Source organism: uncultured Roseobacter sp. (assembly GCF_947501835.1).
In the GTDB taxonomy this organism is placed as follows: domain Bacteria; phylum Pseudomonadota; class Alphaproteobacteria; order Rhodobacterales; family Rhodobacteraceae; genus Roseobacter.
On the sequence record NZ_CANMXR010000006.1, the window covers coordinates 1 to 12,730 of the forward strand.

Annotated in this window: 14 protein-coding genes, 1 tRNA gene and 2 riboswitches; of the genes, 6 read left to right on the top strand and 9 right to left on the bottom strand. The window is 59.0% G+C overall.

Translation table 11 applies throughout. From position 1 onward, the window contains the following. Positions 1-213: 213 nt before the first annotated feature. A tRNA-Lys gene (locus Q1A20_RS13295) sits at positions 214-289 on the bottom strand. A 106-nt stretch (positions 290-395) separates the two neighbouring features. Between Q1A20_RS13295 and dapF the strand changes: the two genes are divergently transcribed. The 5 genes from dapF to Q1A20_RS13320 all read left to right on the top strand — a co-directional run bounded on the left by dapF (position 396) and on the right by Q1A20_RS13320 (position 4,026). After that, on the top strand, positions 396-1,229 hold the full coding sequence (dapF, locus tag Q1A20_RS13300; protein ID WP_299401862.1) for a diaminopimelate epimerase: 834 nt from the start codon (positions 396-398) through the stop codon (positions 1,227-1,229). Continuing rightward, positions 1,226-2,479, top strand: a complete 1,254-nt coding sequence (gene mtaB / locus Q1A20_RS13305) for a tRNA (N(6)-L-threonylcarbamoyladenosine(37)-C(2))-methylthiotransferase MtaB (protein WP_299401863.1) — start codon at positions 1,226-1,228, stop codon at positions 2,477-2,479. The genes dapF and mtaB overlap by 4 nt, the downstream gene beginning before the upstream one ends. Positions 2,480-2,571: 92 nt before the next feature. Next, positions 2,572-2,931: an antibiotic biosynthesis monooxygenase gene (locus tag Q1A20_RS13310; protein ID WP_298969138.1), complete on the top strand. Its 360-nt coding sequence runs from the start codon at positions 2,572-2,574 to the stop codon at positions 2,929-2,931. Positions 2,932-3,074: 143 nt separating this feature from the next. Continuing rightward, entirely contained in the window at positions 3,075-3,749 is a 675-nt protein-coding gene (locus tag Q1A20_RS13315; protein WP_298969140.1) for a Crp/Fnr family transcriptional regulator, read from the top strand. A 127-nt stretch (positions 3,750-3,876) separates the two neighbouring features. Then, the gene (locus Q1A20_RS13320; protein WP_298969141.1) at positions 3,877-4,026 is read left to right on the top strand and encodes a hypothetical protein; all 150 of its coding nucleotides are present in this window, start codon (positions 3,877-3,879) and stop codon (positions 4,024-4,026) included. Positions 4,027-4,458: 432 nt separating this feature from the next. Here the strand turns inward: Q1A20_RS13320 and Q1A20_RS13325 are convergent, their stop codons facing one another. From Q1A20_RS13325 to Q1A20_RS13345, 5 genes are all read right to left on the bottom strand, one after another. Next, a complete protein-coding gene (locus Q1A20_RS13325) occupies positions 4,459-5,244 on the bottom strand; it encodes a cytochrome c1 (RefSeq protein WP_298969143.1) in 786 nt (261 codons plus the stop codon). A 14-nt stretch (positions 5,245-5,258) separates the two neighbouring features. Continuing rightward, positions 5,259-6,587 (bottom strand): cytochrome b, encoded by a 1,329-nt coding sequence (petB, locus tag Q1A20_RS13330; RefSeq protein ID WP_298969145.1) that lies wholly within the window; start codon positions 6,585-6,587, stop codon positions 5,259-5,261. Positions 6,588-6,601: 14 nt separating this feature from the next. Beyond that, complete coding sequence (petA, locus tag Q1A20_RS13335) at positions 6,602-7,162, bottom strand: ubiquinol-cytochrome c reductase iron-sulfur subunit (RefSeq protein ID WP_298969147.1); 561 nt, start codon at positions 7,160-7,162, stop codon at positions 6,602-6,604. A 198-nt stretch (positions 7,163-7,360) separates the two neighbouring features. Further along, on the bottom strand, positions 7,361-7,972 hold the full coding sequence (locus Q1A20_RS13340; RefSeq protein WP_299401865.1) for a glutathione S-transferase: 612 nt from the start codon (positions 7,970-7,972) through the stop codon (positions 7,361-7,363). Between the two features lie 39 nt (positions 7,973-8,011). Continuing rightward, positions 8,012-8,644, bottom strand: a complete 633-nt coding sequence (locus tag Q1A20_RS13345; RefSeq protein ID WP_299401866.1) for an FMN-binding negative transcriptional regulator — start codon at positions 8,642-8,644, stop codon at positions 8,012-8,014. Positions 8,645-8,707: 63 nt separating this feature from the next. Then, a riboswitch (FMN riboswitch) is annotated at positions 8,708-8,866 on the top strand. A 74-nt stretch (positions 8,867-8,940) separates the two neighbouring features. Here Q1A20_RS13345 and Q1A20_RS13350 point away from each other — a divergent pair. Next, entirely contained in the window at positions 8,941-9,384 is a 444-nt protein-coding gene (locus Q1A20_RS13350; RefSeq protein ID WP_299401867.1) for a 6,7-dimethyl-8-ribityllumazine synthase, read from the top strand. Here Q1A20_RS13350 and Q1A20_RS13355 read toward each other — a convergent pair. Genes Q1A20_RS13355 through Q1A20_RS13365 form a run of 3 tightly spaced genes read right to left on the bottom strand, consistent with a single transcriptional unit; the run spans position 9,381 to position 12,572 of the window. Beyond that, positions 9,381-10,073, bottom strand: coding sequence for an ATP-binding cassette domain-containing protein (locus Q1A20_RS13355; RefSeq protein WP_299401868.1), 693 nt, complete (start codon positions 10,071-10,073; stop codon positions 9,381-9,383). The two genes, Q1A20_RS13350 and Q1A20_RS13355, sit on opposite strands and share 4 nt — an antisense overlap. Next, entirely contained in the window at positions 10,060-11,616 is a 1,557-nt protein-coding gene (locus Q1A20_RS13360; protein ID WP_299917101.1) for a thiamine/thiamine pyrophosphate ABC transporter permease ThiP, read from the bottom strand. Before Q1A20_RS13360 ends, Q1A20_RS13355 begins: the two co-directional genes overlap by 14 nt. Next, positions 11,592-12,572: a thiamine ABC transporter substrate binding subunit gene (locus tag Q1A20_RS13365; RefSeq protein ID WP_299401870.1), complete on the bottom strand. Its 981-nt coding sequence runs from the start codon at positions 12,570-12,572 to the stop codon at positions 11,592-11,594. Before Q1A20_RS13365 ends, Q1A20_RS13360 begins: the two co-directional genes overlap by 25 nt. A gap of 34 nt (positions 12,573-12,606) precedes the next feature. Continuing rightward, positions 12,607-12,708: riboswitch (TPP riboswitch) on the bottom strand. Between the last annotated feature and the right edge of the window lie 22 nt (positions 12,709-12,730).

A 12,730-nucleotide genomic window follows, 5' to 3' on the forward strand; every position in this document is an offset into this window, starting at 1 on the left:
AAAATCCTCCCCCAATCTACAATAGCGAGTGAATCAAAGGACTTGCTTCAAAGCAACAAGACTTCTTCAACAAAATACGCCCATTGCACCTATCAACACGGGTCTTGCAAACTTTAATCAAGACTACCGAGTGACTAGAATTAATGACCAAAATGACCAAAAACGTGATCAAAATGGTCAACGATCATAAGTCGTCACACACACTTGATTTAGTGGTGAGCCGTGCAGGATTCGAACCTGCGACCCACTGATTAAAAGTCAGTTGCTCTACCAACTGAGCTAACGGCCCACTAGAGCGCCTACTTAGAAAGGTGGTGCGTAAGGGTCAAGCCCTTATTCAGTGTTTTCGCAAGGACATACTGGATAGTTTTGCCGCATCGGCTTATACGCGCGAAATGACCAAAGAGGATCATACCGGTTTGCCCTTCATGAAGATGCACGGGCTGGGAAACGACTTTGTCGTTCTGGACGCGCGCGCGCGGAAAATCGACGTGACCCCGGCGTTGGCACAGGCTCTTGGCGACCGGCATAACGGCGTGGGTTTCGACCAGTTGGCGATCATGACAAATGAGACCGATGATCTCCATCTGAAGTTTTACAATGCCGACGGATCCGTTTCCGGCGCTTGCGGGAATGCCACGCGGTGCATCGCCAGGCATGTGATGCAGGAAACCGGGCAGAGTTCCTTGCGACTGATCACCGAGCGCGGGGTCCTCACCGCCGAAGACGCCGGTGAGGGCCTGACATCCGTGAACATGGGTCACCCTCAATTCGATTGGGCGGATATCCCGCTGGCGCATAAGGTGGATACGCTTTCGTTGCCAATCGATGGCACGCCGGTGGCGACCGGTATGGGCAATCCGCACTGTACCTTCTTTGTCGATGACGTCGATGTGGTCGATCTGGCCACCTTCGGCGCGGCCCACGAAAACCATCCGCTCTATCCTGAACGCACCAATGTGCAGGTCGCGCAAATCATCGAGGATGATCACATCCGTATGCGGGTTTGGGAGCGCGGGGTCGGCATTACCCTGGCTTCCGGCTCTTCAAGCTGCGCCACGGCTGTCGCTGCCGCGCGCCGTGGGCTCACCGGCCGATCCGTTCAGATCGATCTGGATGGCGGCACGCTCCACGTGGATTGGCGCGAGGATGGTGTCTGGATGACGGGCCCGACGACCCATGTTTTCTCCGGCACCCTGACATCTGCTTTTCTGGCTGGTCTGACATGAACACACCCGTCTTCTCCACCATGGGCTGCCGTCTGAATGCCTATGAAACCGAAGCCATGAAAGAACTGGCAACCGCTGCGGGCCTGGAAAACGCCGTGGTGGTCAACACCTGTGCGGTGACGGCTGAAGCGGTTCGCAAAGCCCGGCAGGACATTCGGAAACTTCGGCGTGCGCACCCGGGTGCGCGGTTGATAGTGACCGGCTGCGCGGCGCAAACGGAACCGGACACCTTCGCCCAAATGGCCGAGGTCGATGCGGTGATCGGCAATACCGAAAAGATGCAGGGCGCGACGTGGCAGGGGCTTGCCGCAGATTTCATCGGTGACACCGAGACCGTACAGGTCGACGACATTATGTCGGTGACCGAGACCGCAGGCCACCTGATCGATGGTTTTGGGACCCGCAGCAGGGCCTATGTCCAGGTGCAGAACGGCTGCGATCATCGCTGCACCTTCTGCATCATTCCTTACGGGCGGGGTAATTCGCGATCAGTGCCCGCCGGTGTCGTTGTGGATCAGATCAAACGGCTGGTGGACAAGGGTTATAACGAAGTGGTCCTGACGGGCGTCGACCTGACCAGTTGGGGCGCGGATTTACCGTCCGAGCCGAAGCTGGGGGATCTGGTTATGCGGATCCTCAAACTCGTGCCGGATTTGCCGCGGTTGCGGATCAGCTCCATCGACAGCATCGAAGTCGACGATAACCTGATGCAGGCCATTGCCACGGAACCACGGCTCATGCCGCATCTGCATTTGTCGCTGCAACACGGCGATGACATGATCCTCAAACGGATGAAGCGGCGGCATCTACGACAGGATGCCATCCTTTTTGCGCAGGAGGCACGCCGGCTGCGCCCGGAAATGACCTTTGGCGCGGATATCATCGCGGGCTTCCCGACCGAGACCGACGCCATGTTCCAGAACTCTCTGGCTCTGGTGGAGGCATGTGATCTGACGTGGCTGCATGTGTTCCCCTATTCTGCGCGCCCCGGTACGCCCGCCGCGCGCATGCCAGCCGTAGACGGCAAGGCCATCAAGGCGCGTGCGGCCCGCTTGCGGCAAACAGGTGCCGCGCAGGTACAGCGGCATCTGGAAAAGCAGGTCGGACACAGCCACAGGATATTGATGGAAAGCCCGACCATGGGCCGGACAGAGCAGTTTTGCGAGGTGCGGTTTTCTACGCCTCAGCAAGAGGGAAGCATCGTCCAGGCGCCGATTACAGGGCATGATCAGACAAGGTTGCTGGCCTGATCGCGGGATCGCCAAACTCAGCTATTTTAGAAAAGCCGTGACAAATACCGGCACGGGTCGCTACTCTGAGCCTACCTTGTGGGAGAGGTACTTTGAGCGATCACATCGAATGGGTCCTGGAAATGGATGTCCAGGACGGCATGTCCGAGGCTGTTTTACCACTGATCAGTGAAATGGTTATAGCGACCCGGGAGAATGAGCCGGGGGCGCTCACATACGAATACTATCTGACGGAAGACAAATCACGCTGCACTGTGCTGGAGCGCTATGCGGACAGTGACGCGCTCATGACGCATCTGGGAAACTTCGGTACCCATTTTGCTGAAAGGTTCTTCAAAACCTTTGCCCCGGTTCGGTTCACGGTGTATGGCCCTGCCAATGACACGGTTCGATCCGCACTTTCTGAGCTTGGGGCAACTTTCGACACACGTATTGGCGGCTTTCACAGGTAAAGCCCCACTGGTTAACCATTCCAAATCCCATAGGTTACACGCAGACGGTTAACCGGCTGTGCCCGTTTTGATTGAAACTGCGTGTCTGACAAGTTACTTTGAGCGGCCATGACTGCTGAGTGGCCGGAACTGGAGAGGGTGAGATGGATACTGTATTGCTGCCGAATACCGGGTTCTTGGCACATGCCTCCAAAGACCTTTCCGATCTGATGGCCTCGGTCGCAACCGAGGTCCAGCTTTCCGAAGGCGAAGTGCTGTTTGAGCAGGGCGATGACGGGGACACGCTTTATGCGATCATCTCGGGCTCGCTGGAATTCAGCGTCCTGTCGCGTGAGGGGCGCAAGCTGTCTCTGGACGTGATGCGCCCCGGTGCCCTGTTTGGCGAGATTGCCCTTTTCGACCCCGGCACACGAACGGCCACCGTCACGGCTTTGGAGCCCACACGGCTGCGCGGTGTCAAAAACGCGGATATGCTGCGGGCGATCCGCGAGGCGCCCGATCTCGGCATTGATATGATCCAGCTCGCCGGGGAACGCATGCGCTGGATGAGCAGCCAGCTGAATGAGCAGGTCTTTCTGCCAATGCCCGCCCGTCTGGCCCGCAAAATCCTCTATCTGACCGTTGCCGGATCCGAGCAGCTTTCGATGTTGACCCTGTCGCAATCGGAACTGGCCGAGTTTGTGGGCGCGACCCGCGAAGCCGTTTCAAAAACGCTTGCCCTGTGGAAACGGGCAGGTGTGATCGAGGCGACGCGGGGCGGTGTGCAAGTGCTGGACCGTGAAGCCCTGCAGGTCATGGCGGATCTACATCAAATTTAACGCCGACATGTGATCGGTTTCACAGACCCCGATTCGATTTTGCGTCATGTTAGGTGCATTGAAGGGCGCTTTGCCTGAACCTAACGACCAGTATTTTCTGGACCAGACACGCAAAAGGGGCTGCGAAATGGAACATGAACATAGATTTGAGATGGATCGCATGCGAACCACTCCGAACACCTCCCGGGTAAAGGCCGTGATTGCATGGTTGCTGGAGGCGGACCGCGAATTTCGGGTGGCTCAATCGATGGTCGACAAGACCAAGAACCGGTTCTGAGGGCTGATCGATGTCTGTTGCCGTCAAGCTTTCAATCCGGATTGGCTCTGTCGTGTCTGAGGCCAAATTGAGAGCGGCAAATAAGGCGGCTCAGGCATCAAAAGAGCCAGCAAATGCGACGAATGTGATCCAGTTCACATACAACGATTCTACATTAATCTATTCTAAACTTATTAGTGGTGACCGGTAAAAAGTAATCGCCTTGGATTGCAAGGCACACGATCTGGTAAATCAAGACATTGTAACGATCAGGGACAGGAAAGAGATCACGGCAAAAGATGCTTACGCTGCCGATTAACCGTGAACCCTTGGACCCCCCTATTCTGACTCTCCCCAGGGTCTGTCATTAGCCTTTGTGACTGAAGGTGCAGACAGGAAACCCCCCGCGCAGATGCACGGGGGGTTTTTTAATTTCAACAGTAGGGATGAGCGTTAGAGGGTTTTCTTGCCCTTCACCGGCGCCCAGAGACGCTTGTTGGTCAGATAGAGCAGAACCGACAGCAGGGTCAGGAACACAACGCCGACGAACCCGGCCTGTTTCCGCGCCATCATCTTGGGCTCGGCCGTCCACATCAGAAACGCGGATACGTCTTCGGCAATGTGGTGCAGGTCATTGGCATGACCATCGGCAAATTCGACGTCCTCACCGTAAAGCGGCGGGGCCATGGAGATCCAGCCGCCCGGGAATGCCTTGTTCTCATAAAGCGTCACACCGGCCTCTTCTCTCTCCTCACCGGTGTATTCGGTCAGCAGGGACGCGATGTATTCAGCACCGCCGATCCCTTTGAAGAACTGGTTGATGCCCAGGCCGTAAGGTCCGTGGAAACCCGCCCGCGCCTTGGCCATCAGGCTGAGGTCCGGCGCATTCTCCAACCCGGAGGCTGGGAAGTGATCCGCGGGAAGCGCTGGGCGGAAATCATCAAGCTCTGCGTCAAAGACTTCGAAGTTCTCCGCATAAGCGCGCACCTGATCTTCTGGCAGCGATGGGCCACCTTCCTCAGACAGCGACCGGATCGGCACAAATTTCAGCCCGTGGCAGGCCGAGCAAATCTCGGTATAGACCTGAAGGCCGCGTTGCAGCTGGTTCTGGTCATATTTGCCAAAGGGGCCTTCGAAGGAGAAATCAAAGTCCTCAACATGGCCTTCGCCGCCAGCCGCCAAACCCGCGGTGGCCAGCCCGAAAGCCGCCACAGCACTAAGTGTAAGTGTTCTGAACATGATCATTTGGTCCTTTATTCAGCGGGCGTGCCGTCGGAAGACTTCGGATAGTGCGCGGTGAAGTCCTCTTCGATCGTATCCGGGCTTGCGAGCGGTTTTTCAACCACGCCCAGCAGCGGCAGGATCACGAGGAAATACGCGAACCAATAAGCCGAAGCGATCAGTGAGAAGGTCGCGTAGGGTTCTTCCGCAGGCATGGCACCCAGCCACATCAGCGCGAAGAAGTCGACGACCAACAGGGCGAACCACCATTTGAACATCGGGCGATACCGGCCCGAGCGCACGGAGGATGTGTCCAGCCAGGGCGCCAGCGCCATCACCGCAATCGCACCGAACATCGCCAGAACGCCGAAGAACTTGGCGTCGATGATGCCCGCGGTCAGGAAAGATGCAATCTGTACAACCCAGACCTCGCTCGTGAAGGCCCGCAGGATCGCGTAGAACGGCAGGAAGTACCATTCCGGCACGATGTGTGCGGGCGTCGCCAGAGCATTCGCCTCGATGTAGTTATCGGGGTGGCCCAGGTAGTTTGGCATGAAGCCCACCACAGCAAAGAACACAGCCAGGATCACCGCCAGTGCGAACAGGTCCTTGATCACGAAATAGGGCCAGAACGGCAGCGTGTCTTTCTCGGCTTCTTCTTTCGAGGAACGGCGTACTTCAACGCCCGTGGGGTTGTTGTTGCCGGTGGTGTGGAAGGCCCAGATGTGCACGATCACAAGGCCCGCAATCACGAAGGGCAGCAGGTAGTGCAGCGAGAAGAAACGGTTCAGCGTGGCGTTATCCACCGCAGGTCCGCCCAGCAGCCAGGTCTGGATGCTCTCCCCCACAAAGGGGATCGCGCCAAAGAGGCCGGTGATCACGGTCGCACCCCAGAAGGACATCTGCCCCCATGGCAGCACGTAGCCCATAAAGGCGGTGCCCATCATCATCAGATAGATCAGCATGCCGATGATCCACGTGATCTCGCGCGGGGCCTTGTAGGACCCGTAGTAGAGACCGCGGAAAATATGCGCATAGACCGCGATAAAGAACAGAGACGCGCCATTGGCGTGCATGTAGCGCAGCATGTAGCCGCCATTCACGTTGCGCATGATGTGCTCAACGGAGGCGAAGGCCATATCCACATGCGGCGTATAGTGCATGGCCAGCACGATACCGGTGACGATTTGCAGTGCCAGACAGAAGGTCAGAACAATGCCCCAGATCCACATCCAGTTCAGGTTCTTGGGGGTCGGGATCATCAGCGTGTCATAAAGCAGGCCAACAACGGGGAGACGGCTGTGCAGCCACTTCTCGCCCCCGGATTTTGGTTCGTAATGGTCGTGAGGAATTCCAGCCATATCAGATTTCTCCCTTAACCCAATTTGATCGTGGTTTCGTCCACGAATTCTGCTGTTGGCACCGGCAGGTTAGTGGGTGCCGGCCCTTTACGAATGCGTCCTGCGGTATCGTAGTGTGACCCGTGGCAGGGGCAGAACCATCCGCCAAAATCACCCGCGTCGCCCAGGGGCACACAGCCAAGGTGCGTACAGACACCCATCATCACCAGCCATTCACCGGTCTCATCCAATGCGCGGTTCTCGTCGGAGGCATCGGCATCCGCGGCGATATTCGCGTTTTCCGCGCCCTGATCCGGCAGATCGGAGAGGGCAACGTCACGTGCCGCGGCGATCTCTTCCTCGGTCCGGCGGCGGATGAACACCGGCTTGCCCAGCCATTTCACCGTCAATTGCGTGCCTGGCTCGACATCGCTCACGTCAACGCGAATGGATGACAGGGCACGCACGTCAGCAGAGGGGTTCATTTGATGGACCAGAGGCCAAATCGCGGCACCTGCGGTAACAGCACCAGCACCAGCCGTGGCGTAATAAAGGAAATCCCTCCGGGTGCCTTCGTGATCTTCTGCGTGGGACACGGGTTTACTCCATTTCCGGGGCCGGTGATCGGCCAAAAGACAGATCGGCCGCAAAATAGCAGCCACACTCATGCGGGTATGTAGCGTCGTGCTGACGCGCCGTCCAGTGATCAAACGCGCGCAAACGGTCGCAGGCATGCCCGGCAGCCGCGATTTCTAGGCGTAACCCGCGTCGATTCGGTTAAGCTTTGGCGGTTTCTAAGCTTCTGGCGGTTTTGTCGCATGCATTGAGGCGCGCGAATCAAATTCGGCATGCCATGCCGCCAGGGCCTCGTTGCCCTTGCGCCAGTTGCGCGCGCCGTGGCGAAAATCGACGTAGGACAAGGCACAGCCGACCGAGATGTGGCCCATGTCCATGGGGCCGGACAGATGGCTCATCCAACGTGCATTCAAAACAGAAATGGCCCGCGCGACTTTTGCCCATTGGGCTTCGATCCAGTCGCCATATTGCATCTCCGCCGGACGCAGGCGCGCCTCATACGACATGGAAACCGCCGCATCCATGATACCGTCGCCGGTGGCTTCAAGCGTCAATGTCTCCCACCGCGACGTGCCGGTCGGGTACATGTTGCCGCCGTAAAGATCGTTGAGAAACGCGGTGATCACCCGGCTGTCATAGAGCGTGGTGCCGTTGTCGCGCACAAGGGATGGCAGTTTCGCCAAGGGGTTGCTGGCCGCCAGGGCGTCATCCGACGCAAAGGCCGTCGACGCGACATCGAGCAGTTCAACGTCATCTGCTTTGTCCAACTCATGCAGCAGGACAACAACTTTGCGCACGAACGGGGACGCCGAGGAATGAAACAGCTTCATGAGATTTCCTTTCACGATTCGCTCGCGACCCTAACAGAGCTAACCGCCCTGTCTATCGGCGCCGCGCATCAGAGCCGCCAGCACCGCCAGATCCGTGCCCTGACCGTAGGCTTCCACATGATCGGCGGTCCGCAGGCGCACCGCGTCGGGTTTGTTCTGGTTGAGTTTCCAGGTGCCATCAACGCCCGTGACCGACATCCGGCAGGGCACGATGGCGCGCATCATCTTCTCCATCACCCCCTCCGACATCTTTGACGGGGTCCAGGGGGGTTTCGGCAGCAGCCGGTCTTCGAAGAATGCCGATTGGCGATCCAGCAGGTCATGCAATTCTTCCTGTGGCCGCACCTCCAGGGTCCCCGTCACATGCACAGCGATGTAGTTCCAGGTCGGGACCTGATCATCAACGCCGTACCAATCGGGCGAGATATAGCTGTCAGGACCGGAAACGGCGATCCGGGCAGGCAGGGGTGCTGCCTTCAAGGCACGTGCAATGGGGTTGGAGCGCAGCAAGTGCAGCCAAAGGGTCTGGCCATCCTCATCCAGCAGAAACGGAATATGCGACATCCACGGCCCATCTGCGCCACTTGCCGCCAGAACACCAAAGGCGCGCTCCCGTGCATAGGCCAGGTTGGCGTCATCTTCTTGAGTGTGGAAAATCGGATTCGGGTGCATCGTTTTGCCTTTGCGATGTGTCGTATTTTCTCTTGCAGGCTTTGATACAGATTGGCAAGCTGGCGGTATTCTCAGGGCGGGGTGAAATTCCCCACCGGCGGTATGCAGCCTTGTGCTGCGAGCCCGCGAGCGCAAGGGATTTCCGCTGGAAACCCCCTTGGTCAAGCAGATCTGGTGAGACGCCAGAGCCGACGGTCACAGTCCGGATGAAAGAGAATGCGGATGCACGCGGGTCTTGGCCCGTGCGCAATCGTGATCGCCTTGGGTGGACGTGTCTGAACCTAAAGGAGATCACCATGACACACACCCGTTTCGCCTTTGTCAAAGCACAGTGGCACGCTGATATCGTGGACCGCGCCTATGACGGCTTTACCCAGACCATTGCCCCCGCGCAGGTGGATGTTTTTGACGTGCCGGGCGCCTTTGAAATGCCGCTGATGGCGCGAGACCTTGCGGCGTCGGGGCGGTATAGCGCGGTGATATGCGCCGCCTTTGTGGTGGATGGCGGCATCTACCGACATGATTTTGTGGCTCAGAGCGTGGTTGACGGGCTGATGCGCGCCGGCCTTGAGACGGGCGTGCCCGTGTTGTCGTTGTCGCTCACGCCACATAACTATCAGGAAACCGATCACCACACTGCCATCTACCGCGACCATTTTGTCACCAAAGGCAAAGAGGCGGCAGCTGCAGCGCTTGGCATTCTCAAAGCGCGCGAGGGGCTGCAGGCAAAAGCGGCCTAGCCCAGATAGGCCTGCAAGGCAGGCGGCGGGTTCTCCAACAGAGCGCCCGCCGGTTGCGGTGCTGCCGCCCGACCACCCTCGACAAAGATCACGTCATCGGCAATACGGCGCACATCCTGCGGGTCATGCGTGACCATCAGCAAGGTGGCATTGGCCTCCTCGCTGAGGTCATGCACAAGATCGAGCATCTCATGGCGCAACGCGGGGCCGAGCGCCGCGAAGGGCTCGTCCAGCAAGACAACGGGTCGATCCTGCACCAATACCCGGGCCAGCGCCGCGCGGCTTTGCTGACCGCCGGAGAGTTCACCGGGTTTGCGGTCGGCCATACCCACCAGGCCGACACGCTTCAGGGCCTGTTCCACCCGCAGGTGATCCTCCGGTGTGAGTTTCAGGTCGGACCGGATGCCTAATCCTATATTCTTGGCAATGGAGAGATGCGGAAACAGGTTGTTATCTTGAAACAGCATCGCAATCGGGCGATCCCCTGGTGTGGCATCGGTGATGTCGACATCGTTCCACCAAAGCTTGCCGCCGCCCAAAGGCAGAAAACCACCAAGCGCTCCAAGCAAGGTAGATTTCCCGGCGCCCGAGGGGCCGATGACAGCGGTCTTGCGCCCTTGTTGAACCTCGAAGTCGGCACGCAACAAGAATCCACCTTGCGAAATGGTGACGTTTTCAAGCCTCAGCATGCCAGCGCCCCGCTTTGTCAAAAATCCAGAACAGCGCAAGCGCCATGACCAGCAGCAGCAGGGCGGCGCCGGCGGCAGCCTCGGTGCGGTAGGCGCCCATCAAGCGGTACATTTGCAAGGGCAGCGTGGCGCGATCCGGATCTGCAAAGAGCGCAATCACGCCAAGATCGCCAACCGAGAGTGCACCGGTCAGCCCGGCGGTAAAGCCGATTTGCGCCCGCAACCGCGGCAGCACCAGCCAGCGCCACGCGGGCCAGCCGTTCAACCCCAGAGATCGCGACAAACGGTCATAGGTGGTCAGCACATCGCGCATCGGCGGCGCAAGTATGCGCAGGGCAAAGGGCAAGGCCATCAAAGCGTTGATCAGCGCGGTGACCGGCAATGCCAGCGGCACCGGATCGGCAATCGGGTTGATCAGGATGAACCAGCCGGTGCCGATCATCAGCGGCGAGGCAGAGAGGCCGATCAGACCAATAGCCTCTGCGCCGCCTGCCCGCCGGGTGCTGATCCAGCCCGCCATCGGCAGGGCTATGGCAAGGAGCAAGGCAATGCTGAGCATGGCCACGCCCAGCGAATTCCCCGCTGTTTTCCACACACCGATGGGCATTTGCGGCAGACCCTGCACGCCCGCCAACGTGATCGCGAAAAGCGGCAGCAACAGAAATGCGCTGCCCAGGGCGATTACACAGGCGTCGATTGCCGATTGGAGACCCCCGCGCGCATCCCAACGCCGTACCGCGCGGTCAAGACCAGCGCTCAGCGGAATGTTCGGGATCACCCAAAGCGCAACAAGGGCCGCGCTGCCCGCCAGAAACAGCTGAATAAAGGACAAGAGAGCGGCCCGCGCGAGATCGAAGTCGAAGCGAAACGCCTGATAGATGGCCAGTTCGATGGTTGTCGCGCGCGGTCCGCCCCCAAGCGTCAACGCGACGGCGAAGCTGGTCAGGCAAATGACAAAGATCAACGCGGCGGCCCCCGGTACAACCTGCACCAACAAGGGCATTTCCAGAGTGCGGCAGACCATCCGGGGCGGCAGGTTGAGCTGCGCGGCCAGCCGAAACCGTTCCGCGGGAATGCTTTGCCACCCTTGCAACAAGAGCCGCGTGGCCAGCGGGAGATTAAAGAAGACATGGGCCAGAACCACACCGTGCAGCCCGTAAATCGACAGGGTCGGCAACCCGATGGCCTCAAAGGCTGTATTGACCCACCCGGTGCGCCCAAAGACGGTGAGCAGGCCCAGAACCGCGACGATAACCGGCAAGATGAAAGGGGCGCCCAGCAGGGTGATCAGCACCCCGCGCCCCATAAAGCGACGCCGGGCCAGGGCACGCGCCAGGGGAATCGCGCAGGCGACGGATATGAGGGCGGAGAGGGCCGCCTGCAGCAGGGTAAACCGTATTGCCGCCCATTCCGCGGGCCCGATGCCGCGCCCCACTTCCGCGCGCAGGCCGATGCCGAGAAAGGACAAAAGGACCGCCACGACGACAAAGCCTCCCGCGGCGATCCCTGTCGTGCCGACTATTGGCTGAGCGCGTTGCGCCATGTCTCAATCGCCTGATCCTTGCGGCTTTCAGCCTCTTCTTCCGAGTAGAAGAGAACTTTTTCCGGCAGCGCCAGTTGCGCCCAGCCGTCGGGCCATTGATCTTCGGGCAAGGCGGCGGGCAGCGACCAGTTCGCGGTTGGGATCATTTGCTGAAAATCCTGGGACAACACATAGGCCATGAAGGCGTCAGCGAGTTCAGGCTCCTGAGTTTGTGCAATCTTGCCCACGGTTTCGACCATGAAATAGTGCCCTTCGGGGAAGATCGCGGCCTTTTTGGTGAAATCCTCTTCGGCGAACATGTGATAGGCGGGCGAGGTGGTGTAGCTCAGCACCATATCGACTTCACCATCGGTGAACATGCCGTAGCTGGCGGACCAGTCCTTGGTCACAGTCAGGATTTTCGGCGCAAGTTTGGTCCAGACTTCACCGGATTTTTCACCGTAAACAGCCTCGACCCAGAGCACCAACGCGAGACCGGAAATCGACGTGCGTGGGTCCTGAATGACCAGCTTCACATCATCATCCATCTCCAGCAGCGCATCAAAGCTCGCGGGCGGCGCGTCCATCGTTGTCTCATTATAGATAAACGCCGTGTGGCCATAGTTGAACGGCAGGAAGGTGTCGTCTGTCCAGTCAATCGGCAGGGTGAGGGCGGAATTATCCTGACCGTGCGGGGCAAAGAGCCCGGTGGCGCGCGCCTTGGCGGTCACGTCGGAGGTCAGACCGATGACCACATCTGCCTTGGTGCGCTCCCCTTCGAGCAGCAGGCGCGGCAACAGATCGCCCGTAGCAAATTGCAGATCGCAGGCGCAGGTTTCTTCAAACCCCGCTTCGATCATCGGGCCGGGGCCCCATTCAGACGTGAAGTAATCGCCTGCATAGACAGTCAGCACGGGGGTATCGGCCCCGGCCTGCGTGGCCAGCAGCAGCGTTTTAGCAAGTAGGGTTCTCCGCATGATCAATCCTTTCAAATGCGACGAACGGATGAGAGGATGATCAGCTCACCTTCCCTCCGCCGGTCTTAACCGGTTCAGGTTCTACGGGTCCGCGATACATCGCATCTCAGCCGGAAAGGCCCCCCGAGGTATGCCCAGACCTAAAGCCGCGCCCGGAG

What these genes read in the sequence shown, in the direction of transcription:
- dapF (WP_299401862.1), top strand. Translation starts at nt 396, where the DNA reads ATGACCAAAGAGGATCATACCGGTTTGCCCTTCATGAAGATGCACGGG.
- Q1A20_RS13355 (WP_299401868.1), bottom strand. Translation starts at nt 10,073, where the DNA reads ATGCTGAGGCTTGAAAACGTCACCATTTCGCAAGGTGGATTCTTGTTG.
- petB (WP_298969145.1), bottom strand. Translation starts at nt 6,587, where the DNA reads ATGGCTGGAATTCCTCACGACCATTACGAACCAAAATCCGGGGGCGAG.
- Q1A20_RS13360 (WP_299917101.1), bottom strand. Translation starts at nt 11,616, where the DNA reads ATGGCGCAACGCGCTCAGCCAATAGTCGGCACGACAGGGATCGCCGCG.
- Q1A20_RS13325 (WP_298969143.1), bottom strand. Translation starts at nt 5,244, where the DNA reads ATGTTCAGAACACTTACACTTAGTGCTGTGGCGGCTTTCGGGCTGGCC.
- Q1A20_RS13320 (WP_298969141.1), top strand. Translation starts at nt 3,877, where the DNA reads ATGGAACATGAACATAGATTTGAGATGGATCGCATGCGAACCACTCCG.
- Q1A20_RS13315 (WP_298969140.1), top strand. Translation starts at nt 3,075, where the DNA reads ATGGATACTGTATTGCTGCCGAATACCGGGTTCTTGGCACATGCCTCC.
- Q1A20_RS13345 (WP_299401866.1), bottom strand. Translation starts at nt 8,644, where the DNA reads ATGCACCCGAATCCGATTTTCCACACTCAAGAAGATGACGCCAACCTG.
- Q1A20_RS13350 (WP_299401867.1), top strand. Translation starts at nt 8,941, where the DNA reads ATGACACACACCCGTTTCGCCTTTGTCAAAGCACAGTGGCACGCTGAT.
- mtaB (WP_299401863.1), top strand. Translation starts at nt 1,226, where the DNA reads ATGAACACACCCGTCTTCTCCACCATGGGCTGCCGTCTGAATGCCTAT.
- Q1A20_RS13340 (WP_299401865.1), bottom strand. Translation starts at nt 7,972, where the DNA reads ATGAAGCTGTTTCATTCCTCGGCGTCCCCGTTCGTGCGCAAAGTTGTT.
- Q1A20_RS13365 (WP_299401870.1), bottom strand. Translation starts at nt 12,572, where the DNA reads ATGCGGAGAACCCTACTTGCTAAAACGCTGCTGCTGGCCACGCAGGCC.